Source organism: Kitasatospora sp. NPDC005856 (assembly GCF_040629945.1).
Taxonomy (GTDB): domain Bacteria; phylum Actinomycetota; class Actinomycetes; order Streptomycetales; family Streptomycetaceae; genus Kitasatospora.
On sequence record NZ_JBEXWT010000017.1, the window covers coordinates 1 to 22,471 of the forward strand.

Consider the following 22,471-nt stretch of genomic DNA (forward strand, 5'->3'; position numbering starts at 1 on the left):
CGCCGCCCAGCGGCTGGGCACGGACCTCGACACGGTGACCCGACACCTGACCGAGGGCGACACGCAGCGCCCCGGGCCCGGGGATCCGGTCGGCTCGTAGCACGGCCGGGGCCGGTGGGGCCGGTGTGGCGGGGCCGGACGGTTGCGCCGGGCCCCTACGGGAAAGCCAAGGGTACGGCCGGAAACGCGCAGGCCGCACCGTACGAGGAGGCCCTGATGAACACGGTGAAGGAGTCCGTGGACGTGGCCGCCCCCCTGCACACCACCTACCAGCAGTGGACGCACTTCGAGGAGTTCCCGCGCTTCATGGAGGGCGTCGACTCGGTGACCCGGCTGGACGCCCGCCACAACCACTGGCGCACCAGCATCGACGGCGTCACCCGCGAGTTCGACACCGAGACCGTCGACCAGGAACCCGAGGAACTGATCGCCTGGCGGACGGCGGGCGGGGAAACGGACCGGAACGGCGTGGTGACCTTCCGGCGGCTCGACGCGGGCCACACCCGGGTCACCCTGGCCGTCGACTTCCGGCCCGAGGGTCCGGGGAAGCAGGCCGCCGCCGAGGCCAGGGGAGTGGTCGACCAGCGGGTGAAGGGGGACCTGAGACGGTTCAAGGAGTACGTCGAGGAACGCGCGCGGGGGCGGACCGGTCCGAGCTGAGCCGGGTCCCGTCCGTCCGCTCACGGCCGGCGACCGTGCGGACGGTGGCGGCCTCGGCAGTGCGGCGTAGTCAAGAAACGGCAGAGCCCGTACGGCGCCGCAGGTCGGAGCGGGGGAGTGCGGGGGAGCGGCGGAGCGGCCGGGGTTCGGCCGCCGATGGCCCGGGATTCGGTCAACTCGGCCGTCCGGCCACGGGAGTTCGCCCGGATCGCGGACGCACCGACCCGGCTGCTTCTAGGCTCGTCCGAACACCGTGGCGTGAGGGGGAGTGCCGTGGCCCGCAGTTCCGTTCGGCGACGTCGGTCGACCACCGCCCGCCGGGTGCGGCGGATGAGGCAGAACGCGCCGCTGCTGGGGGCCGCCGCGCTGGTCGCGGTCGTCGTGGTCTCGCTGGTGGTCCGCTGGCTGGCCCAGCACCTCGCGCTGGTCGCCGCGGCGCTGGTCGTCGGCGCGGGCGCGGGCGTCGCCGTACTCCGCTCGCGGATGCGGTCCCGGCAACGGGAGTCGGAGGCGCGGACCGCCCGGCTGCGGCACATCGGACCGTTCCTGGCGATGACCCCGAAGGCCTTCGAGCACGCGCTGGCGGACCTGTGCCGCCGAGACGGCTGCACGAAGGTGAAGGTGGTCGGCGGGGCCGGCGACCTCGCGGCGGACGTCCTGGCCACCACCCCCACCGGACAGCGGATCCTCATCCAGGCCAAGCGGTACGGGCCGAGGACCTCCGTCGGCTCCCAGGACGTCCAGAAGGTCAACGGCACCTACCGCGACGTCCACCACTGCGACCTGGCCGCCGTGGTGACGACCAGCTCGTTCACCAAGGCCGCCGCCGCGTTCTGCACCCAGGTGGGCATCCGCGCCGTCGACCAGCGGGCGCTCGCCCTGTGGGCGGACGGCCGGGGCCGGCCACCGTGGGCCTGAGCCACGGCTTCCCGCGCGCGGACCCCGCTGCCGCCGCGACGCGGGCTCGGGCGTCGGGCCGGACGGTGCCGGACGCCTGACGCTGCGGCGGCGCACGGGTCGCCGGAACCGAACCGTACGGTCGGCGGAGGGCGGCCCGCGCTACTCCGCCGGGTCGGCGGGCGGGTTCGGGCAGCCCGGTGGCGGCGAGGACGCCCCGTCGCGCCCGTCGACACCGTCGTCCGACGGCTGCCGCCCGAACCCCTCGGGCGCGGCGACCTCCTCCGGCAGCGGCATCCGGGGGTGCGCGGGCATCCTGGTGGGCCCGCGGGAGCCGAGCTCTCGTCGGCCGTGCCACCGGCCCTGCCGGTCACGCGGGATCCTGTCGCTCACGGCGTCCTCCTGGTGGCATACGGGTTCACCATTGTCCCGGGTCCGGGCGTGCCCCCGCCCGGCAGGGAGATCCGGGGCGGCTGAAGGCCGGGGGTGGGCCCGGCCGGTCGGGTGGGTGGCCGGGTCGCCCACGAACTTCATGCGGGGTAGCGTCACTCCTGGTCACCAGGTCGTCGCGTTGTGCACCCGGCGGTGGGTGTGGGTGGGGCTCTGGAGGCCGATTCGCTGTTCCGTCCGAGAACCGACAGGAGCGTCCTCCCATGGCCGTGCCCACCACCTTCGACCAGCGCGTCACCGGCTACAGCCTTCCGCACGCGTACTGGATGGCGAAGGCCGCCGACCTCGCCTACAAGGACGAGGCCACCATCGACGAGCAGGCGCGTGCCTGGGGCTTCGACACCGTACGGCACCACCAGACGCGGTTCACCCCGCCGTTCCCGCTACAGGACACCCAGGCCTACACCATGGCCGGCGACGGCATGATCGTCACGGCGTTCCGCGGCACCGAACCCGCGCAGATCCGTGACTGGCTCACGGACGCGACCACCCCGCCCTGGCCCGGTCCCGCCCGGACGGGCTACGTCCACTACGGCTTCGCCGAGGCCCTCGAATCGATCTACCCCGACGTCGCCAAGGCCATCTCCGACCTGCGGACGGACGACCAGACGGTCTGGTTCGCCGGCCACAGCCTCGGGGGTGCCCTGGCCATGCTCGTCGCCGCCCGGCTCGACCTGGAGGATCCCCGGCTGGCGGCCGACGGCGTCTACACCTTCGGTCAGCCCCGCACCTGCGACCGGCTGCTCGCCGCCGCGTACGACAAGGGCCTGCAAGGGCGCACCTTCCGGTTCGTCCACGGCAACGACATCGTCCCGGAGCTTCCTCCGGAGCCCGCCTTCACCCATGTCGAGGCGCTGCGGCACATCGACTCCTCGGGCCGGATCAAGGAGAAGGTCGGACTGGTCGCCGGGCTGACCGACCGGGCCAGGGGCCTGGGCGCGGCGGCGTTCTCGCCGGACGGCGAGGGCATCCGTGACCACATGATGCGCGGCTACCTCGCCGCGCTGGAGAAGGCCCTGGCCTGACCGGTGGGGCGCCGGACGGCCCGGCGGGCGGGAGCCGGCGGGGGCTCGCCCGGCCGGGCCGCGCCGGCGGGCAGGGGGTGAGGGGAGGTGGGGGGAGGGGCGGGTGAGGTGTGCCCGGTCGGTGATCTTGGACGGATAGGCTGCCGTGACGTCAGGTCCTCGCGGTGAGGACCGAGCTGATCAGGATCGGTGGTGTACGGACATGATGGGACCGGCGCATTCGCTGTCGGGTGCGGCCGCATGGCTGGGGGTGGGCGCGGTGGCGGCCGGGATGGGGGAGCCGATGCCCTGGCCGGTCCTGCTCGCGGGGGCGCTGATCTGCGCGGGGGCGGCGCTGGCGCCGGACCTGGACCACAAGGCGGCGACGATATCCCGGGCGTTCGGGCCGGTGTCCCGGGCGCTGTGCGAGGTGATCGACAACCTGTCGTACGCGGCGTACAAGGCCACCCGGGGCAAGGGCGACCCGAGGCGTTCGGGCGGGCACCGGACGCTGACGCACACCTGGCTCTGGGCGGTGCTGTGCGGGGCGGGCGCCGCGGCGGTGGCCGTGTACGGCGGCCGCTGGGGCGTGCTGGTGGTGCTGTTCGTGCACATGGTGCTGGCGATCGAAGGCCTGCTGTGGCGGCAGGCCCGGGTCTCCAGCGACGTCCTGGTGTGGCTGCTGGGGGCGGCCAGCGCCTGGATGCTCGCTGAGGTGCTCGACAAGCCGGGCAACGGCTCGCAGTGGCTGTTCGAGGAGCCCGGGCAGCAGTACCTGTGGATCGGGCTGCCGATCGCGCTCGGCGCGCTGGTGCACTGCCTGGGCGACGCGCTGACCGTCTCGGGCTGCCCGGTGCTGTGGCCGATCCCGATCGGGCGTCGGCGCTGGTACCCGATCGGGCCGCCGAAGGGCATGCGGTTCCGGGCCGGCAGCTGGGTGGAGATCAAGGTGCTGACCCCTGTGTTCATGGGGGCCGGCGGAGTCTGCGCTGCGGGGGCGCTCGGCTTCTTCGGAAGCTGACGGGGCCACCGGTGGGGCCGACCGGCCCTCGCGCGAGGGGAGTTGGGGGGCCGTCGGCCGGGTAGGTACCGGTCGGTGCCGGGAACGGAAGTCCGGCGGTCCTCGCAGCCGTGGGAGCGTGGCAGATGGCGTCCGTGCACGGAAAGCCGGGAGAGTCGGGAGTTCCGGGAAGGCCGGGTCAGGTGGCGATCGTCACCGGTGCCGCCAGCGGGATCGGCCGGGCGGCGGCGCTGCGGCTGGCGCGGGCGGGCTGGGCGGTCGCGGCGGTCGACGTCGACGCGGCCGGTCTCGACGCGCTGGCCGAACTCGCCCCCGGCATGAGCCCGTTCGTCTGCGATGTCACGGACCATGCGGCGGTCGTCGCCGTGGTCGGTGACATCGGCCGCGAACTGGGCCCGCCCCGCCGGCTGGTGCACTGCGCCGCCGTCGCCACCATGGGACGGCTGCTCGACGCGGAGCCGGCGGACGCCCTGCGCCTGATGGACGTGCTGTACGGGGGCACGCTCCACATGGTCCGGGCCGTGGTGCCGGCGATGGCCGCGCGGGGCGGCGGCGAGCTGGTGCTCCTCGGCTCCATCGGCGGCTGGGTGCCCGTTCCGATGGGCGGCGCGTACGGCGCGGCCAAGGCCGCGGTCCACTTCCTCGCCGAGATCGTCGCGGCCGAGCACCGCGGCGACGGCATCCGGGTGCTGTGCGTCTGCCCGCCCGCCGTGGAGACCCCGATGCTGGCCCGCATCCGGCTGGCGACTCCTGAACTGCTCGGTCCGCGACGGGGGTTGAGCCCGGAGCAGGTGCTGGACTCGATGGACCGCGCGCTGGCGCGCGGACAGGCGTGGGCCTTCCCCGGGCGCGGCACCCGGGCGCTCTGGACGGCCCGGCGCCTGGCGCCCCGCGCGCTCAGCGGCCTCGTCGGACGGATCGTGGTCGGGAAGTAGGCCGGGTGCCGGTCGGGAGGGAGGGGAGGGGCGGGATCCTGGCCGGACGTGGGGCCGGCTCCGCTCAGCGGGCCGCGAGCAGGCCGTCCACCAGCGCCTCCAGGCCGTCCCGGTAGGTGTCCTGGGCGGTGAGCGGTGCCCAGCGGTCGGCGAGCTGGGCCAGGCGGGGGAGCCGCTCCTGGTCGAGGTCGGCGAAGACCTGCTGCCGGTGGGTCGGGCGGTCGTCGTCGGGCCGGCGGCGGGCCGCCGTGGCGCGGACCATGATCTCGCCGGCGGTGTAGTACCAGATCGCGCGGTAGCCCTGGACGGCCCGCTCCGGCGGGAGGCCGCAGGCGACCAGGCCGTCGACGATCTGCTCGACGAACCACAGGGAGTGGGCGGACATCAGGCTGTCCCCGGTCAGCACCTCGACGATCCACGGGCAGGCGGCGAGTGCCCCGTGGATGGCGGCCGCCGCGGTGACGACCCGTTCGCGAGGATCGGCGGGCGGCTCGGTCGGTCGTAGGGTCCGCGCGGCGTAGTCGTCCAGCAGCAGGACGAGCAGCTCCTCCTTGTCGCGGACGTGGTGGTACAGCGCCATCGGCGTGCTGCCGATCTCCGTGGCCAGGCGGCGCATGGTCAGCCGCTCGACGCCCTCCTCGTCCACGATCCGGCGCGCCGTGCCGACGACCTCCTCCCGGGAGATGCGGGGAGGCCGACCGGTGGCCTTGCGCGGGGCGCGACGCGATCCGGCGGGCTGTGAGCCGGCGGGCTGCGGCATGGACGGCCGTGGGGCGGAGGGTTGCTGCATGCCTCCATCATCACCCGGGACTCGACAGCGGGGATCGTCCGGGGCTACTTTCTATACATGTACAAAAACTTACCGGGGCGCCCCTGCCACGTGCCGGCCGCCCTGATGCCGCCCCGGCGGCGGCCGGACGCGCCCGGGCGAACCGCCCCGCTCACCCCCGAAGAGAACCGACCGGAAGGAACCCGCTCATGACGACCACTCCGCTCGCGGCCGTGGACCTGTTCGCCTCGGCCCTGCACGTCCACCCCGACGGCGAGGTCCGGGCCGCCGGGCGCCGGATGACCGGCGGCGATGCCGGGGCCTGGCAGATCGCGACCTTCCACGTGGAGAGCGACGCCGACGTCCACGCCGACCAGTGGGAGATGCACCCCGAGGCCGACGAGGCGGTCTGCTGCCTGGCCGGAGGCTTCCGGCTCCACCTGCGCCCGGTCGAGCCCGGCGACACCGGCTCCGTGGTGCGGCTGACGGCGGGCACCGCCGCGATCGTGCCCCGGGGCCGCTGGCACCGGCTGGAGCTCGACGCCCCCAGCGACCTGATGTCGATCACCTTCCGCAGCGGCACCCGGTTGGAGCCGCGCACCGAGGCCGGGTGACGGACGGCCGGGGCCGTGGGGCGGGTCGGGGTGGGTGGGAGTGGGTCGGAGTGCCCGGGCCGGGCGGTGTCGGACGGGGCGGGCCGCCCCGGGCCGCCGTCAGCGCCCCCGGCGACTCCGGGCATCGGCCCCCCGCCCCCGCGGCGGGACGGTGCCGGCGATCCGCCCCAGCAGGACGGCGAGCTCCCCGGGCATGGACAGGAACGGGGCGTGGCCGCTGGGCAGTCGGTGGACGGTGTCGGCGCGCGCGGCGAGCTCGTGCTGCCTTGCCGGCTCGAGGGCCTGGTCGTGCTCGCACACGATGTAGCTGGAGGGGACGGTGCGCCAGCCCGCCGTGGCCACCGGCTGGGTGAAGGACCGGACGTTCTGCGGGGTCAGCCGGGCCACGGCGCGGTCGGCCTCGGCGGCGGGGACGTCGGTGTAGTACATGCGGCGGGCGTCGGGGTTCGGCGGGGTGCGGCCCGTGTCGTCCTTCGGCGCGGGAGCCCCCAGGAAGGAGAACACGCTTTCACCGGCGTCCAGTTGGAAGGCGGCGAGGTACACCGCCCGCACCACGTCGGTGGCGCCCGCGATGGCCTCGGTGGTGGGGGCGCCGCCGTAGGAGTGGGCGACCGTCACCACCGGGCCGTCGATCCGCCGCAGTCGGTCGCGGATCGCGGCGGCGTCCTCCAGCAGGCCCGCCGGCCGGGCGCCGTCGGGGTGGGCGCCGTCGGGGTGGGCGGCGGAGCTGGGCAGGTCCACGGTGTGGGAGCGCCACCCGGCGGCGTCGAGCGCGGTGCGCAGGGCGTCCCAGCACCAGGCGCCGTGCCAGGCTCCGTGGACCAGCAGGAAGGCGGGGCGGTCGGTGCGGGCGGTCATCTGCGGTCCTCCGTCGTACGGCGCGCGGGCGGTGGGCCTTCCGAGTATCCAGGGGGAACGTGACGGCGGTGTGACGGCGGGTGTGTCGCCGACCGGCCGGGGAGCCGACCGGCCGGGCCGCCGCCGAGGCCGGGATCCAGGTCGAGGGACCGGAACGCGGTCGGTCACCCGCCGTGCGAAGCCAGGGGTGCACGCACCGGCCGCACCTCGGGGCCGTCCCCGATCCTGGCCCCGAGGAACCCCTGACCCGGGGCGGCGGAGCGGCCTGAGCGGCCCGGCCGCTCGGGGAGCCGCTCGGGTGTGAGGTAGCGGCTGCGCACCGCGGCGACGATCTCCGCGCTCGCCTGCCCGCTGCCGTAGGGCGAGGGGAGGTGCGCCAGCCGTTCGGCGGCGGCCTCGTCGGCCAGCAGGTCCCGCAGGGCGCGGGCGAGTTCGTGGCCGGGGCGGGCGAGCCGGGCGAAGCCGGCCCGGACGGCCTCGGGGCGCTCGGTGGAGTTGCGCACCACCACGAGCGGGCGCTTGAGCACGGTGCACTCCTCCTGGATCCCGCCGGAGTCGGACACCAGCAGGCGGCAGTGCCGGGCCAGGGCGAGGAAGCCGGCGTGGTCCAGCGGTTCGATCCGGTGCAGCCGCGCGACCGGGCCGCGCAGGCCGAACGCCTCGACGGCGGCCCTGGTCCGGGGGTGCAGCGGCAGCAGCACCGGTAGGTCCAGGGCGGCGAGCTGGTCGAGGATCTGGGCGAGCCGCGCGGCGTCGTCGGTGTTCTCGGGGCGGTGGATGGTGGCGAGCACGTAGCCGCCGGGGGTGACGGCGTGTTCGGCCACGATGCGGCGGGCCTCGGCGTCGGCGGGCAGGGTCTCCAGGGTTGCCTCGACGACGGTGTTGCCGGTGATCACCACGCGCTCCGGGTCGATCCCCTCGCGCAGCAGGTGTGCCGCCGCGGTCGCGGTGGGGGCGCAGTGCAGGTCGGCGAGCGGCGCGATCAGGCGGCGGTTGGCCTCCTCGGGCATGCCGGGGTCGAAGGAGCGCAGGCCGGCCTCGACGTGGACGACGGGTATGTCCGCGCAGTGCGCGGCCAGGGCGCCCGCGGCGGCGGTGTTGGTGTCGCCCTGGACGACCACGGCGGCCGGGGGGCGGGCCGCGAGGTGATCGCTCAGCGTGCTGACCATCCGGCCGATCTGACGGCCGCGCGGCTCGCCGCCGACGCCGGTCAGCAGGTGGTGCGGGCGGGGCAGGCCGTACTGGGTGAAGAAGGTGCTGGTGAGGGCCGGGTCCCAGTGCTGGCCGCTCCAGACGATGCGGGCCTGCGGGCCGAGGAGGCGGGCCACTCCGGCGAGTTTGACGATCTCCGGCCGGGTTCCGAGGACCAGGGCGACATCGGTCGAGGACATGGCGCTCCGAAGGGGCGAAGGGGTGGGTCGGGGAAGTATCAGCAGACGATATGGGGGGATTCGCGAGAAAGATCCCCAGGCCTGACCAATGTTCACCCACTTGGCCGAAGGGGCCGCGAGCAGCCTGCGGCGTGCCCGGCGGCCGTTCGTATACCGGTGCATCAACATCGCCTGCGCCGCGCCGACTTGGCGGCGGCCGTTGCCCGCCGATACCGGCTCATCGGCGCCCCCGCGCGGCCGGTTGCGGCAAACGGGTGATTTCCACCCGAATGGGCGCGGCGGATCTTTCGGATCATCCGATCGGCCCAGCAACATACGGCTCCAGATCGCAAAGATCGGGACAACCCGGTCGCAACGAGAGGAACCACCCATGTACGGACCCATAGGCGGCGGCCTTCCCCCGACGGCGGCCGGTGGCGGCGTGCTGGCCTCGACCGGCTCGCCCGGCCTCGGCCTGGTGGCCGCGGCCGGCACGGCCCTGCTGCTGGTGGGTGTCGCCCTGCTGCGGCGCAGCCGGCTGGCCGCCGACCGGGACGAGCCGGCCGACCGGAAGCGCGAGGACCGGTAGCCACCGCGCCCCGTCCAGTCGTCCTCCGTCAACCCGCCTTCCTCCCAAGGGGTTTCCTCGTGACCGCAGACGTGTACCCGCAACCCGGTCGGCCACCGGGCCCGGCCCGCTCGCCGCTGCTGCGGCACGGCCGGGCCCCGCTGTCCGGCCGGGTGCTCGCCGGGGTGACCGGGCCGCTGCTGTTGGGCCTGTGCGGGGCGCTGGTCGCCGGCGAACGCGCCTACCGGTTCCACGAGATGGCCGGGGCGCGGTGGTTCGCCTCCCACCTGCTCGGCCTGCGGACCCTGCTGCTGGAGTCCCCCGACGCGCCGGTGCTGTACGCCGGCGACGCGAGCGGGTTCGGGCGCGGGATCGCCCTGACCACCGGGTGCAGCAGCGCCCTGCTGATCGCCCCGCTGGCCCTGTTGGCCGGAGTCCTGCTGCTGTTCGGCACCCGCGGACCGGCGAGGGTGCTGCTGGGTTTCGTCCTGGCGGCGGCCCTGGTCGTCGCGGCCAACCTGGGCCGGCTGACGCTGATCGTCGCGATGCAACACCGCTACGGCGACGAGGGGTTCGGCTGGACGCACGTCCTGTTCGGCTCGGTGCTGATGATGGCCGCCGGCCTGGTCGCGCTGCTGCTCTTCCTCCACCTGATCACCCGAACGTCCACCCGCGACGCGGAGGCCGATGCGCCGTGACCCTGCTCGACCTGTCCGTCTCCCTCTCCTTCGTGCTGGGAATCGGCTTCCTCGCCTACGTCGCGGTGATCGTGCGCAACTTCCTGCGGGCCCGCCCGGACGCCCCGGGCGACCCGAGCCGGTTCGACTGGCACTTCCTCATACCCTGCCGGGACGAGGAGGCCGTGATCGGCACCACCCTGGACTACCTAGCCCGGCACTTCCCCGCGGCCCGGGTCTGGGTCGTCGACGACCACTCCGAGGACCGGACCGCCGAGGTGGTGCGGGCCAGGGCGGCCGAGGGGCGGCCCGTCCACCTGGTCGGCCGGCGGCTGCCGCAGGCGCGCACCGGCAAGGGCGACGCCCTGAACGCCGCGTACCGGGCGCTCGAGGCCTGGCTGCCGGAGGACGCCGACGCCGACCGGGTCGTGCTGATCGTCCTGGACGCCGACGGACGGCCCTCCCCGGGGATGCTGGACACCTTCGCCGGAGCGTCCTTCTTCGGCGACCCGGCCATCGGCGCCGTCCAGGTCGAGGTTCGGATGTCCAACCGGGACGTGGCGGTCCCGCTGCCGCACCGGGGGCGCCTCGCCAACCGGTTCGCCCGACTGCTGGCCCGGCTCCAGGACATCGAGTTCCGCGGGCCGATCTCCGCCATCCAGATCACCCGCCGGCTCACCCGGACCGTCAACGTGGGCGGCAACGGCCAGGCCAACCGGCTCGGCGCGCTGCGCTCGATCGACCGGGACGGCGGCGAGCCGTGGGGCAGGGCGCTGCTGGAGGACTTCGAGCTCGGGCTGCGGATGATGCTGGCCGGCTGGCGCAACGGCTACACCACGACCGCCTGGGTGGACCAGGAAGCCCTCTGGAACGTACGGCAGTTGATCACCCAGCGAGTCCGCTGGGCGCAGGGCTCGATGCAGTGCGCGCCGTACCTGCGGCAGGTCTGGCGCTCCCGGGAGTTCACCACGGCGGGCTTCCTGGAGGTCCTCTACTTCATGGTCCAGCCCTGGCTCCAGGTCGTCGGCCTGGTGGTCTACACCGTGCCGATCGCCGCCTTCGGCTACAACGCGGTCTTCTACCCCGAATTCGTGCTGGCCTTCCTCCGCCAGGGCGGCGCGGCGCTGATCGCGCTCTACCTGGTCGTGGGGGTCGCCGAGTTCGCCCTCTGGGGGCCGTTGTACCGGCGCCGCAGCGAACCGGGGATCAGCCGCCGGGCCGCGCTCGGCTACGGCCTCGCCCTCGCGGTCTACGCCGCGACCACCTACCTCGTCGCGATCCGCGCCTTCTGGCGGATCGTGCGACGCAAGGGCTCCTGGCACAAGACGGCCCGTACGGCCGAGCCGCTGCCGGCGCCCGCCGCCCAGGAGATCGCCACCGCCTGAGCACCGGGACTTCTCCCCGGCCGCGGAGGCCGTGGCCGAAGCGAACGCCACGGCCGGCCGGCGGAGTCGACGCACCACCACGCACCACCACAACCACGCACCGCCACAACCACACCCACGCACCACGACCACCACCACCACGACGCACCACCCCCCTTCCTGCCCCGCACCGCGGACGCACAGCTCCGCCGTGCCCCCGTCCGAAAGGCCAACCCGTGAGAACTCGCACCCGCAACCGCGTCCTCGCCGGCACCGCGCTCGCCGTCGGAGTCCTGTCCGTGGCCTCCCCGGCCCACGCCGCGCTGCCCGCCCCCACGGCCGACGCCTACGTCGTCTCCACGCAGGCACTGGGCGGGATGGTCGCCGTGGCGCCCTCGCCCGAGTCGACGTACCCCTCCGGCGGCACCCAGACCCTGATCGGTCTCAACGTCGGGCCGGTCGCCACCAACTCCACGCTCACCGCGACCACCGCCGGGAACCCGGCCGCCGGCACCGCGTCGGCCTCGGCGACGGTCGACAAGCTCGGGCTCGACCTCGGTGTCGCCTCGGTCTCCCTGACCGGCGTCAACTCGACCTGCACCGCCACTCCCGCCGGGGCCACCGGCAGCGGCCTGATAGCGGGCGGATCGGTCACCGTCGGCCTCCTCCCGGTCAACCTCCAGGCCAATGCCCCGGCCAACACCAAGGTCGACATCCCGCTCGTCGGCTCGATCGTCCTCAACGAGCAGACCACCGACGCCAACGGCGTGCTGACCGTCAACGCCGTCCACATCACCCTGCTGCCGTCGCTGAACGGTGCCGACCTGGTCATCGGCCACGCCCAGTGCGGTGGGGCGGAGCCCGCGGCCGCCGTCCCGATGATCAACCCGTCCGTCGCCGGGATGGGCGGTGGCGCGGTGCTCGCCGGCGTCCTGGCCACCGTCTACGTCCGTCGCCGCAACGCCCGCTCCGCCGCGTCGACGGTCTGACGCCGGGACGGGAGGGAGGGCGGTCGGCCCGGGGCCGTCGCGGACCACGGCCGGCCGCCCTCGATCCACCGCCGTCAACCCGGCCTCCGGGGCTCACCCTGATGTGTGAGATGCCGCCGCCGGGTGACGGGGAGTGGGGGACCGGGCCCGTCCCACCGCCACCCGCCCAGTACGGGCCGTGGACCAAGGAGGAGATGAACCCCCTGGAGGCCACCGCGGTCCTGCTCGCCGAGTACATCAACCGGATCTCCGGCAACGGCAAGGACTTCGCCACCAAGCTGGTCACCGACACGCTGTCCCAGCTCGACTAGGCCGCCGGGACAGCACCGCCGGGTCGGCAGCGCCGGGCCAGCTCCCGAACGCGCCAGTGGCGCCGCCCTCGATGGGGCGGCGCCACTGGTGTCGGGTGGGGTCCGGGCGGGCGTCAGCCGTGCCGGCCCGGTCGGCGGTAGGCGACGAAGCAGAGGGTGCCGCCGCCGAGCAGGGCGATGGCGCCGAGCGCCGCGACGAGGGTGTCGGGGGAGGAGCCGCCGGTGTGCGGCAGTTCGCCGCTCTCGGACGGGCGAGGCGTGTGGGGGTGGGTGCGGGTGTGGGTCGCGGAGGCCGTCGGGCTGGGCGAGGAGGTCGGTGAGGGGGAGGACGACGGCGACGAACTCGGGCTCGGGCTGGGCGAGGAGGTCGGCGACGGCGAGGAGGTCGGGCTCGGGCTGGGCGAGGAGGTCGGCGACGGCGAGGCGGTGGGCGACGGGGAGGTGGTCTGGAGGATCACGCCCATGTCGAGGTCGAGGTCGCGCTGTCCGCCGCTGAGGGTGACGGTCTGGGTGATGCCGGTGGTCGGGTCGGCGTCCGAGTCCTTGCTCGGGTCGGTGCCGGCGCCCTTCGCCGTGACCTTGGCGCCCTTGGGGAGGGTGGTCAGGTCGAACCGGACCTGGTAGCTGCCGTCGGGCAGGTTGTCGAACAGGTAGTGGCCGGTGGCGTCCGTGACGGTGGTGACGGGCTTGCCGTCCTTGTCGCGGATGGGCTGGCCGTTGCCGTCGAGCAGGTGCACGGTGACCCCGGCGATGCCCTCGTCGCCGGGCTTCTGGACGCCGGAGCCGTCCCGGTCGTGCCAGACGAAGTCGCCCAGCGCGTTGTCGGACGGAGCGACGTGCTTGATGGCCACGCCGACCTTGGCGGGCTCGGCCGGCAGCAGCTGGCGGCCGGCGTTGTCGGTGGCGGTGTAGGCGAAGCTGTTCCAGGCGTAGTCGCCTTCGGGGGCGTCGTAGGAGGCGACCATCGGCCAGGTGAGGGTGAAGGACTCGGCCGGGGCCATCGCGCCGGGGCGGTGGATGCGGAACCAGGTGGCCGTGCCCGGCCCCGGGAAGGTGGTGCTCCAGACCGCCGCGCTGTTGCAGCCGGTGCGGTCGACGATCACGGCTTCGACGCAGGGGTTGGGGTCGGTGGTGTACTCGATCAGCACGGTCGGGTCGCTGCTGGTGATCGGCTGGCTGAGCGAGGGGGTCCAGGTGCTGCCGCGGGCGGCGTCCTGGGTGAGCACGTAGTTGTCGCCCGGGGCGGGGAGCTGGTCGTAGGCGATGAAGTCGGTGACCGGGTCGGGGGAGTCGTTGCGGACGGTCATCCGCCAGGAGGTCGTGCCGCCGGGGGTGGCGGTGCCGATGGTGACGTAGTCGGCGTCGAGGTCGCCCTTGACCTCCTTGTAGGAGCGCAGTACGGCGGGCGCGTCCACGTGGATCTTGGAGGAGGCGTGGCAGAGCAGTTCGCTGGTGTCGCCGTTGCCGTTGAGGTCGAGCACGTCGGGGGTGCTGCCGCTGTCGGAGCCGCCGTACATGCAGGCGACCGGGTGGGTGGGCTGGTCGACGGTGACGTAGACGTCGTTGGTCAGGTCACCGGCGCGGACGCTGCTGGCGACCTGGACGTCGAAGAGCATCCGGTAGGCCAGCGGGTCGTGCAGGTACGTCGAGTCCGGTGCGCCGGCCGGCCACTCCATCCGGAGGATCTGCCGGCCGTCCGGGCCGGGGGTCACGGTGATCGAGGACGGGGCCTTGGCGTCCGGGTAGTTGGGGTCGGGCCGGGCCGAGCCGTCGATGTAGACGACACCGGCGGGCAGCACGTCGAAGAGGACGAGCGGCCGGTCGAGGTCGCGGGCGCTGCGGTTGTACGGGATGACCTGGAAGGTGGCCTTGCCGCCGGGCGCCGAGAGCTCGCCGGCGACGGTGGTCTTGGCCGCGCCGAGGTTGGTGGCCTGGGTGATGGTGGTCCGGGCGCAGGCGTTGGCCGTGGCGGTGTCGGTGCCGTCGGTGGCGCTGGTGTCCACGCAGTTGGTGAGCGGGTCCGGGGCCTGGCGTCCGTCGTGGCCGGGGGTGGCGACCTGGGTGACCAGCTGGACCGCGTTGCCGGGGCTCCAGCCGGTGGGGATCGGGCCGTTCCAGGTGAACCTGAGGCCGTCCAGCCAGCGCCCGGCGGGGATGCCGAGCACGTCGTCGGCCGGGTCGCCGGCACCCGCTTCGAAGGTGATCCGACGGGGGGTGGAGCCGTTGAACGGGCTGCCCGGGGTGAAGGTCTGCCAGGTGGGGTCGCCGTTGAGGCGGTACTGCAGGGTGAGCTGGATGGAGGTGGGGTTCCACGGCTCCAGCTGGAGGGACTGCGGGAAGACCCAGTTGTAGATGCCGTCGGTCGAGCCGGCGCCGGGGTCGGTGATGGTCAGGCTGGTGGCGGGGCCCGAGGTGTTGGTGGCCGACAGGCTGAAGGAGTTGAGGTCTCCCGAGGTGGTGGTGGACTGCCAGGTCTTGCTGGCGGTCACCTGGACGCCGGTGACGGGCGGCTGGAACTGGCCGGTGGTGGTGCCGGCGGTGTCGAGTTGCCGCTCCGCCTCGGTCAGCGGGGCTCCGAGCAGGTCCACGGTGTTGTCGGAGGTCGTCCCGTTCGGGAAGCCGGCCTCGGGGTAGTGGACGACGAGCGCGCCGGGGGTGCGGCAGCCGCCGCGCCCGTTGCCCGAGACGAACGCCCCGATGTCGTAGCCCCAGGTGTTGGGGCCGGGCGCCACCTGGGACCAGCCCGGCGAGCGGCCGGTGTCCACCACCGCGCCGGGCGGCAGGGTGTCCAGCAGCCGGCTGGTGTCCAGGTCGACGTTGGGCACGTTGTCGGTGGCGCAGGCGCTGAACTGGTAGGTGACGGTGCGTCCGTCGCTGCTGGAGGTCTGGATGCCCTTGGTCACCGTGTACTGCGGCTGCACCTGGGCGGTGGTGTCGGCAGTGGCGGACTGGGTGGGCTCGCCGTCGGCCGACATGGTGGCCGAGTTGGTCGAGGTGGTGCCGTTCGGGGTGGTGAAGTTCGGGTACTTCATCGTCACCGTGACGGTGGCGGTGGTGCCCGGACTCAGGTCCTTCAGCCGGATGTCCATCGTGCCGCCCATCGCGCCCGCGGCGGGCACGGTGGAGGCGGCCACGTCCACCGAGGACGGGTCCGGCGTCCAGCCGAGGAACTGCATGTTCGAGGGCAGGGTGTCGAGGATGTGCCCGCCCGTGCACTCGGTGATGGAGCAGGTGTAGCGCAGGGTGTAGGTGACGTTCTCCCCCGGGGAGACGGTCGCCTTGTCGACGCTCTTGGTGAAGGAGATCGCGGCCTGGGCCGGTGGGGCCAGCACGCTGCTGCTCAGCAGCGAGCCCGCCACCAGCGCCAGGACCGAGGCGATCCGCCCGGTCCGGAATGGAATACGCATAGCGCGCAGTCCAGCCGATCGCTCCTTCGGGCCGGACGGCGACACGAGGGGCGGTCGCGGCGATTCACCTGCCCGGCGGTCGCTCGTCCGGCCGCACCGCGTACGCCGACCGGGATCCGCGGAGCCCCCGGGGCCTGTCCGGCGGATCCTTGCCGGACGGACCCTAGGACGAGTCGCGGGCGATCAGTTCGACGGCCATCAGGTTCCGGCCGGCCGGGACCGCGTCCGGGTCGGTGACCGCGCGGTCGACCAGGGCGGCCAGTTCCTCGCCGGCCGGCAGCCGCATCCGGACGGAGCTCAGCCGCGGCCGCAGCAGCCGGGCCAGCAGCAGGTCGTCGGCGCCGACCAGGGCCGTCGTCCGGGGGACGTCCAGGCCGGCGTCCTGCAGGGCGCGCAGGGCGAGCATCGCGTACTCGTCGTTGTAGCCGAACAGGCCGTCCAGGCCCGACTCCCGGCAGCGGTCGGCGAGTTCGGCGGCGGACTCCTCGGTGTAGTCCAGCGGCAGCGGTTCGACCGTCACACCGACGCCCGCCGAGGCGGCGGCGGCCCGGGCGCCGGCCAGCCGGGGGCCGGCGAACAGGGCGAGCCCCGGGTCGGCCGGCATCACGACGCCGATCCGGCGCCGGCCGCGCTCCAGCAGGTGGGCGACGGCCGCGGCGCCGACCTCGCGCTGGTCCATGATCAGCGCGTGCGCGCCGGGTACCGGCGGGACGCCGAGGGTGAACACCGCCCGGGTGCCGGAGCGGTGGAGGGTCCGCACGCCCTCGGGGGTGAGCCCGGGGGTGAGGCAGAGGACGGCGGCGGGCCGCAGCTCGGCCCAGGCCCGGGCGGCGTCGTTCCAGCCGCCCGGGGTCGGGCCGAGCAGCACGCTGGTGTAGCCGTAGCGCGGCAGGGCGTCCTGGAGTCCCCGGTAGAAGCCACTGAACAGCGACCCGATGGGTGCGTCGGAGCCGACCAGCAGCACCAGGCCGGTGCGGCCGGCCCGCAGCGAGCGGGCGCCGGCGTGCGGGACGTAGCCGAGCCGGTCGGCGGCGGCCCGGACCTTCGCCCGGGTCTGCTCGCTGACCCGGCCGCCGGCCGTGTTGTTGAGCACGAAGGAGACCGTGGCGCGGGAGACACCGGCGAGTTTGGCGACGTCGGCGCTGGTGGGCGGCGGCGCGGCGGGGCCGGGAAGGTCGTGGTCGCTGTTCATAACGGTTCGAATCCTTTCACGGCCGGCTCTGGCCGTTGGCCGAATGCCCTGCTAAACATCTGGTTACACGAGTAACCGTTACACGTGTAACCTGATGTCGATCCGCTGCCCGGCACCCCCACCCCCCGCCGGGCACTTCCCCTGGAGGGCAATGTGGCCCTTTCCCCCGCAGGCGACGCTCCGCAGGACGTCCCGGCAGCAGTCCCGCAGGCCCCGGCGTCCGCCGGCCGCGGCCTGCTGCCGTTGCTCTTCACGGGCAACACCGCGATGTACGCGCTCTACCTCGGCGTCGGCGGCGTGCTGCTCCCATTGCAGGTCGAACACCTCGACCCGGCCGCCAAGGTGGCCAACCTCGGCCTGATCAGCGGCGTCGCGGCGATCTTCGCCACCTTCTTCAACCCGTTCGCCGGTGCCCTGTCCGACCGTTCCGGCCGGCGCAACCCGTGGATCCTGGGCGGCGGCCTGGCCGCGGTGGCCACGATGGCCCTGCTCGGCAGCGTGAACTCGGTGCTGCTGGTCTGCATCGCCTGGTGCCTCGGCCAGGCGGCGATGAACTTCTACCAGGCCGCGCTCACCTCGGTGGTGCCCGACCGGGTCCCGCCGGCGCGCCGGGGCACCGCCTCCGCCGCCGTCGGGCTCGGCCTGCCGATCGGCTCCACCCTCGGCGTCCTGCTGGCCTCCGCGTTCTCCGACCGCCTCCGCACCGGTTACCTGGTGCTCGGCCTGCTGGTCGCGCTGGCCGCCGTCCTGTTCAGCGGTCTCGCCCGGGAGCGGCCGCTGCCCGCCAAGCGGGCCGTGCCGCTGCGCGAGCAGGCCGCCGCCTTCCTCGGCGTGCTGCGCGAGCCGGACTTCCGCTGGGCGTTCATCGGCCGGGCGCTGCTGGTGCTGGGCTACTTCGCCGTCGTCGGCTACCAGCTCTACATCCTCCAGGACCACATCGACCTGCCCGGCGGCCTCTCGCCCGAGCGGGCGATCGCGATCCTCACGCCGGTCTCCTCGGCCGCGATGGCCGTCTCGACCGTCGTGGGCGGGGTGCTCTCGGACCGGCTGGACCGACGCAAGCTCTTCATCGGCCTGTCCGCCGCGCTCTCCGCGGTCGCCCTGCTGATCCCGGTCCTCAGTCCCACCTGGCCCGGCATGATCGTCTTCTCCGCCGTGAACGGCCTGGCCTTCGGCTGCTTCATGGCCGTCGACACCGCGCTGGTCACCATGGTGCTGCCGAAGGCCGAGGACGCGGCCCGGGACATGGGCGTGCTCAACATCGCCAACGCGGGCCCGCAGATCATCGCGCCCTTCGTGGCCTCCGCGGTGGTCGGCCTCGGCGGCTACACCCCACTGTTCCTGCTCGCCGCCGCGCTCGCGGTGGCCGGCGCGCTCGCCGTGAAGCCCATCCGCGGCGTCCGGTGACCATCCACCAGAAAGGTTTCCCTCCCATGAAGTTGCACACCCAGGAGTGGGGCAGCGGCGACCGGATCGCCCTGCTGGTCCACGGCATCATGTCCGACCACCGCACCTGGCGGCGGGTCGGCCCGACCCTGGCCGAGCGCGGCTACCGGGTCATCGCGGTCGATCAGCGCGGCCACGGGCTGAGTCCGCGCGGCGCGGGGCGGACCCCGCAGGAGCGCTACGCCCTGGACGCGTACGCCGACGACCTGGCCGAGACCGTGCCCGCCGGCGTCGAACTGGCCATCGGCCACTCGCTCGGGGGCATCACCCTGCTGCGGGCCGTCGAACGGTTGAAGCCGGCCCGCGCCGTCTACGTCGACCCGGGCTGGCAGTTCGCGCGGGCCGAGGGTGTGGACCCGACGGTGTTCGTGGAGTTCCGGCACGCCGGCCGGGAGCAGATCACCGCCATGAACCCGCGCTGGGAGAGCGCCGACGTGGACGTCGAGCTCGCCACCCTCGCCGCCTGGGACCCGGACTCGGCCCTGGCCATGCCCGGGCAGGAGTCGGGCCTGCCGACCGCTCCCGCCGTGCCCTCGTTGGTGGTGCTGGCCGAGGACAGCTTCCTGGTGAGCGACGCGGACGCCGAACTGCTGCGGGCCCGCGGGTTCGAGGTGCGCACCGTGCCCGGCGCCGGACACACCGTCCACCGGGACGACCACGCCGGTTTCATGGCCGCGCTGGAAGGGTGGATCTGAGCCGTGGACGACCGCAAGGAGAACGCCGTGACCACCCCCGAGGCCCGTGACCGGGCCGCCGCCGACGCCCGCCGCGAGGCCGCCGTCGAGGCCGCCCTCGCCCGGCTGGACCTGCCCGCCAAGGTCGCCCTGCTGGCCGGTGCCGACATGTGGTCGCTGCCGGCCAACGAGGAGATCGGCCTCGGCCGGCTGGTGATGTCGGACGGCCCGGCGGGCGTGCGCGGTGAGCACTGGACCCCGGACGACCCGTCCGTCGCCCTGCCCTCGCCGACCGCCCTCGCCGCCACCTGGGACCTCGACCTGGTCCGCCGGGCCGGCCGGCTGCTCGCCCAGGAGGCCCGGCGCAAGGGCGCCCACGTGGTGCTCGCGCCGACCGTCAACCTGCACCGCAGCCCGCGCGGGGGCCGCCACTTCGAGTGCTACTCGGAGGACCCGCTGCTCACCGGCGAGATCGGTGCGGCCATGGTCTCCGGTGTCCAGGACGGCGGGGTGGCCACCACGCCCAAGCACTTCGTCGCCAACGACTCGGAGACCGACCGCTACACCGTCGACGTCCGGGTGGACGAGCGCACCCTGCGCGAGCTGTACCTGGCACCGTTCGAGGCGATCGTCGAGAAGGCCCACCCGTGGGGCCTGATGGCCGCGTACAACTCGGTCAACGGGCCGAGCATGAGCGAGCACGCCGAGCTCAACAACACGGTGCTGCGCGAGGAGTGGGGCTTCGACGGGGTCCTGGTCTCGGACTGGACCGGTGCCCGCGACACCGTCCGGGCCGCGCTCGGCGGCCTCGACGTGGCGATGCCGGGCCCGGCCACCGTCTACGGCGAGCACCTGGTGGCGGCCGTCCGCGAGGGCCTGGTGCCCGAGGCCGTGGTGGACGCGCTGGCCCGCCGCGTCCTGCGGCTGGCCGCCCGGGTCGGCGTGCTGGCCGGCGCTCCGGCCGCCGTCCCGGCGCAGGAGTTGCCCGCGCCGGTCGACGGCGAGTCGCTGGTGCGCGAACTCGCGGCGCGGTCCTTCGTGCTGCTGCGCAACGAGGGCGGCGTGCTGCCGCTGGACCCGGCGCCGGCCTCGGTGGCGCTGATCGGCGCGGCCGCGACCGAGGCCCGGATCGGCGGGGGCGGCAGCGCCCAGGTCTTCCCGACCCGGGTGGTCACGCCGCTGGAGGGCCTGCGGGCTGCGCTCGGCGCCGGCACCGACCTGGTCCACGAGATCGGCGCCGACCCGCGCACCTTCCTCCCGCCGGCCGCCTTCCCGTGCACCGCCGAACTGCTCGGCGCCGACGGGGCGTCGCTCGGTACGGCCGCGCAGGCGGACGGCAGCGTCCGCTGGCTGGGCGCGCTGCCGGGCGGCGTCTCCTTCACCGACCTCGCCCGGGTCCGGCTGACCGGCACCCTGACCGCGGAAGCCGCCGGGCGGCACTCGTTGGCCGTCCGCGGCGTCGGCCGGTTCACGCTGGAGGCGGACGGCGAGGTGCTCTTCGACGGGGTGCTGCTGCCCGAGGGCGAGGACCCGGCCGCGGCGTTCCTCAACCCTCCGGAGCGCCGCTTCGACCTCGCCCTCGCGGAGGGCCGGGACGCCGAGGTCACGCTGACGTGCACCATGCCCGAGGCGAGCGACTTCGCCGGCTTCGGCCTGGTCTCCTTCACGCTCGGCCACGCCGCGCCGACCGCCTCCCCGGACGAGCTGATCGAGCGGGCCGTGGCGGCGGCCCGCGCGGCCGAGGTCGCGGTGGTGCTGGTCGGCACCACCGAGGAGGTGGAGAGCGAGGGCGTGGACCGGGCCGGCCTGCGCCTGCCGGGCCGCCAGGACGAGTTGGTCGCCCGGGTGGCGGCCGCCAACCCCCGTACGGTGGTGGTGGTCAACGCCGGCGCTCCGGTCCTGATGCCCTGGCGCGACTCGGTGGCCGCCGTGCTGCTCGCGTGGTTCCCCGGACAGCAGGCCGGCGAGGCCCTCGCCGACGTGCTGCTGGGCGCGGCCGAGCCGGGCGGGCGGCTGCCCACCACCTGGCCCGCCGAGGAGGCGGACGCCCCGGTCTGGGGGGTCGAGCCCACCGACGGCCGGCTCGACTACGCCGAGGGCCTGTTCATCGGCTACCGGGCCTGGCAGCGCCGGGCCGGCGCCGCTCCCGCGTACTGGTTCGGGGCCGGTGGCGGCTACACCGACTGGTCGTACGAGGGCCTGGAGGCGCGGCTGGTGGAGGGCGCCTCCGACGTGCTCGCCGAGGTGACCGTACGGGTGCGCAACACCGGCGGGCGGGCCGGGCGCGAGGTGGTGCAGGTCTACCTGGCCACCGACGGCTCCGACCGCAGCCGTCCGGACCGCCAGCTGGCCGGCTTCGCGGTGGTCGGGGCGGAACCGGGCGCCGTCGCCACCGCGCGGATCTCCCTTGCGCGCCGGGCCGTGCAGAGCTGGGACACCGCGGCCCGCGCCTGGCGGGTCAACCCGGGCGTGCACACCGTCGAGGCCGGCCGCAGCGCAGGGGACCGGCCGCTCGCGCTGGCCCTGGTGGTGCCGCCGCAGGCCTGACCCGGGACCGCTTGCCGAGGGGGCCCCGACGTGCGAACCGGCGCACGTCGGGGCCCCCTCGTCGTCAACCGCTGCGGCCGTGGCCCGGGGTGATCCCGGTTCCGGCCCGGGCGGGGCGGCCGGGCCGCTCAGCCGAACATCACGCCCGTCTCCCGGGCCAGGGTGTCCAGGCCGTAGCGGGTCACGTGCTCGACGTTCTGCGGGTCGATCGTGCGGACGCCCTCGGCGGCGAGCCGCTCGTTGATCCTGTCCAGGTGTTGCTGGACGACCTGCTTCTCCGCCTCGGTGGTGCGGCCCTTGTGCGGTCGCCCGGCGTGTTCCAGGCTGCCGTAGTTGACCCGCTCCCGGTTGCCGGCGGCGGCCGTCGCGGAGGCGGCGTCCCGGGCGGCCGGCCTGGCGTCGCGCAGCACCTCGGCCATCGGCGCGGCCGAGGCCAGCCGGTCGAAGGTCTCGGCCTCCATCACGACCGTCTGCGGCTCCTCCCGGTCCGGGTGGTGCAGCTCGATCGTGACCAGGTCGAGCGCGAGCTCCCGCACCTCGCCCAACTCCCCGGCGAGCGCGTCGATCTCGACCGGACCGTCCGTCAGGTCGGGGTGCTGGAGCACCACCACCCGCACCAGGTCCCGGTCGTTCTCCGCGTGCCTGCCGGTCAGGTCCGAGAACCGGATGATCTTCTGGCCCATGTCTCCCTCTCCTGCCCCTGTGATCAGCCGAGAGC

General features: G+C 74.5%; 20 protein-coding genes. 13 read left to right on the forward strand and 7 right to left on the reverse strand.

What is annotated here, in order from left to right:
* The first annotated feature begins 216 nt into the window (after positions 1-216).
* Both ABZ449_RS13250 and ABZ449_RS13255 read left to right on the forward strand, forming a co-directional pair.
* Positions 217-660 carry an SRPBCC family protein gene (locus tag ABZ449_RS13250; RefSeq protein ID WP_360344880.1) on the forward strand — a complete coding sequence of 148 codons (444 nt, stop codon included), beginning with the start codon at positions 217-219 and terminating at the stop codon, positions 658-660.
* A gap of 330 nt (positions 661-990) precedes the next feature.
* Positions 991-1,578, forward strand: a complete 588-nt coding sequence (locus ABZ449_RS13255; RefSeq protein WP_360344882.1) for a restriction endonuclease — start codon at positions 991-993, stop codon at positions 1,576-1,578.
* A 141-nt stretch (positions 1,579-1,719) separates the two neighbouring features.
* On the opposite strand, the gene ABZ449_RS13260 is transcribed toward ABZ449_RS13255, so the two are convergent.
* On the reverse strand, positions 1,720-1,950 hold the full coding sequence (locus tag ABZ449_RS13260; RefSeq protein ID WP_360344884.1) for a hypothetical protein: 231 nt from the start codon (positions 1,948-1,950) through the stop codon (positions 1,720-1,722).
* A 260-nt stretch (positions 1,951-2,210) separates the two neighbouring features.
* On the opposite strand from ABZ449_RS13260, the gene ABZ449_RS13265 reads away from it, so the two are divergent.
* The 3 genes from ABZ449_RS13265 to ABZ449_RS13275 all read left to right on the forward strand — a co-directional run bounded on the left by ABZ449_RS13265 (position 2,211) and on the right by ABZ449_RS13275 (position 4,967).
* Positions 2,211-3,032 (forward strand): lipase family protein, encoded by an 822-nt coding sequence (locus tag ABZ449_RS13265; protein WP_360344886.1) that lies wholly within the window; start codon positions 2,211-2,213, stop codon positions 3,030-3,032.
* A gap of 202 nt (positions 3,033-3,234) precedes the next feature.
* Positions 3,235-4,032, forward strand: a complete 798-nt coding sequence (locus tag ABZ449_RS13270) for a metal-dependent hydrolase (RefSeq protein WP_360344888.1) — start codon at positions 3,235-3,237, stop codon at positions 4,030-4,032.
* Positions 4,033-4,214: 182 nt separating this feature from the next.
* Positions 4,215-4,967, forward strand: a complete 753-nt coding sequence (locus tag ABZ449_RS13275; RefSeq protein WP_360344890.1) for an SDR family oxidoreductase — start codon at positions 4,215-4,217, stop codon at positions 4,965-4,967.
* Between the two features lie 64 nt (positions 4,968-5,031).
* On the opposite strand, the gene ABZ449_RS13280 is transcribed toward ABZ449_RS13275, so the two are convergent.
* Positions 5,032-5,727 carry a TetR/AcrR family transcriptional regulator gene (locus ABZ449_RS13280; RefSeq protein ID WP_360345060.1) on the reverse strand — a complete coding sequence of 232 codons (696 nt, stop codon included), beginning with the start codon at positions 5,725-5,727 and terminating at the stop codon, positions 5,032-5,034.
* A 218-nt stretch (positions 5,728-5,945) separates the two neighbouring features.
* Between ABZ449_RS13280 and ABZ449_RS13285 the strand changes: the two genes are divergently transcribed.
* The gene (locus ABZ449_RS13285) at positions 5,946-6,350 is read left to right on the forward strand and encodes a cupin (protein WP_360344892.1); all 405 of its coding nucleotides are present in this window, start codon (positions 5,946-5,948) and stop codon (positions 6,348-6,350) included.
* Positions 6,351-6,449: 99 nt separating this feature from the next.
* Here ABZ449_RS13285 and ABZ449_RS13290 read toward each other — a convergent pair whose 3' ends face one another.
* A complete protein-coding gene (locus ABZ449_RS13290) occupies positions 6,450-7,208 on the reverse strand; it encodes an alpha/beta fold hydrolase (protein ID WP_360344894.1) in 759 nt (252 codons plus the stop codon).
* 164 nt (positions 7,209-7,372) lie between these two features.
* On the reverse strand, positions 7,373-8,599 hold the full coding sequence (gene wecB / locus ABZ449_RS13295; RefSeq protein ID WP_360344896.1) for a UDP-N-acetylglucosamine 2-epimerase (non-hydrolyzing): 1,227 nt from the start codon (positions 8,597-8,599) through the stop codon (positions 7,373-7,375).
* A gap of 370 nt (positions 8,600-8,969) precedes the next feature.
* On the opposite strand from wecB, the gene ABZ449_RS13300 reads away from it, so the two are divergent.
* The 4 genes from ABZ449_RS13300 to ABZ449_RS13315 all read left to right on the forward strand — a co-directional run bounded on the left by ABZ449_RS13300 (position 8,970) and on the right by ABZ449_RS13315 (position 12,176).
* Positions 8,970-9,167 (forward strand): hypothetical protein, encoded by a 198-nt coding sequence (locus ABZ449_RS13300; RefSeq protein WP_360344898.1) that lies wholly within the window; start codon positions 8,970-8,972, stop codon positions 9,165-9,167.
* 59 nt (positions 9,168-9,226) lie between these two features.
* Complete coding sequence (locus ABZ449_RS13305; RefSeq protein WP_360344900.1) at positions 9,227-9,844, forward strand: archaeosortase/exosortase family protein; 618 nt, start codon at positions 9,227-9,229, stop codon at positions 9,842-9,844.
* Positions 9,841-11,208 carry a glycosyltransferase family 2 protein gene (locus ABZ449_RS13310; protein WP_360344902.1) on the forward strand — a complete coding sequence of 456 codons (1,368 nt, stop codon included), beginning with the start codon at positions 9,841-9,843 and terminating at the stop codon, positions 11,206-11,208. Before ABZ449_RS13305 ends, ABZ449_RS13310 begins: the two co-directional genes overlap by 4 nt.
* 215 nt (positions 11,209-11,423) lie before the next feature.
* The gene (locus ABZ449_RS13315) at positions 11,424-12,176 is read left to right on the forward strand and encodes a choice-of-anchor P family protein (protein WP_360344904.1); all 753 of its coding nucleotides are present in this window, start codon (positions 11,424-11,426) and stop codon (positions 12,174-12,176) included.
* Between the two features lie 424 nt (positions 12,177-12,600).
* Here the strand turns inward: ABZ449_RS13315 and ABZ449_RS13320 are convergent, their stop codons facing one another.
* Entirely contained in the window at positions 12,601-15,894 is a 3,294-nt protein-coding gene (locus ABZ449_RS13320) for an SdrD B-like domain-containing protein (RefSeq protein WP_360344906.1), read from the reverse strand.
* A gap of 163 nt (positions 15,895-16,057) precedes the next feature.
* Positions 16,058-17,086, reverse strand: coding sequence for a LacI family DNA-binding transcriptional regulator (locus ABZ449_RS13325; protein WP_360344908.1), 1,029 nt, complete (start codon positions 17,084-17,086; stop codon positions 16,058-16,060).
* Between the two features lie 153 nt (positions 17,087-17,239).
* On the opposite strand from ABZ449_RS13325, the gene ABZ449_RS13330 reads away from it, so the two are divergent.
* From ABZ449_RS13330 to ABZ449_RS13340, 3 genes are read left to right on the forward strand one after another with little or no spacing between them, the layout of a single operon-like run.
* Positions 17,240-18,493 (forward strand): MFS transporter, encoded by a 1,254-nt coding sequence (locus ABZ449_RS13330; RefSeq protein ID WP_360344910.1) that lies wholly within the window; start codon positions 17,240-17,242, stop codon positions 18,491-18,493.
* Positions 18,494-18,519: 26 nt separating this feature from the next.
* Positions 18,520-19,227, forward strand: a complete 708-nt coding sequence (locus ABZ449_RS13335; RefSeq protein WP_360344912.1) for an alpha/beta fold hydrolase — start codon at positions 18,520-18,522, stop codon at positions 19,225-19,227.
* A 3-nt stretch (positions 19,228-19,230) separates the two neighbouring features.
* Positions 19,231-21,753: a glycoside hydrolase family 3 C-terminal domain-containing protein gene (locus ABZ449_RS13340; protein ID WP_360344914.1), complete on the forward strand. Its 2,523-nt coding sequence runs from the start codon at positions 19,231-19,233 to the stop codon at positions 21,751-21,753.
* Between the two features lie 128 nt (positions 21,754-21,881).
* Here ABZ449_RS13340 and ABZ449_RS13345 read toward each other — a convergent pair whose 3' ends face one another.
* Entirely contained in the window at positions 21,882-22,436 is a 555-nt protein-coding gene (locus ABZ449_RS13345) for a hypothetical protein (RefSeq protein WP_360344916.1), read from the reverse strand.
* Positions 22,437-22,471: the final 35 nt, after the last annotated feature.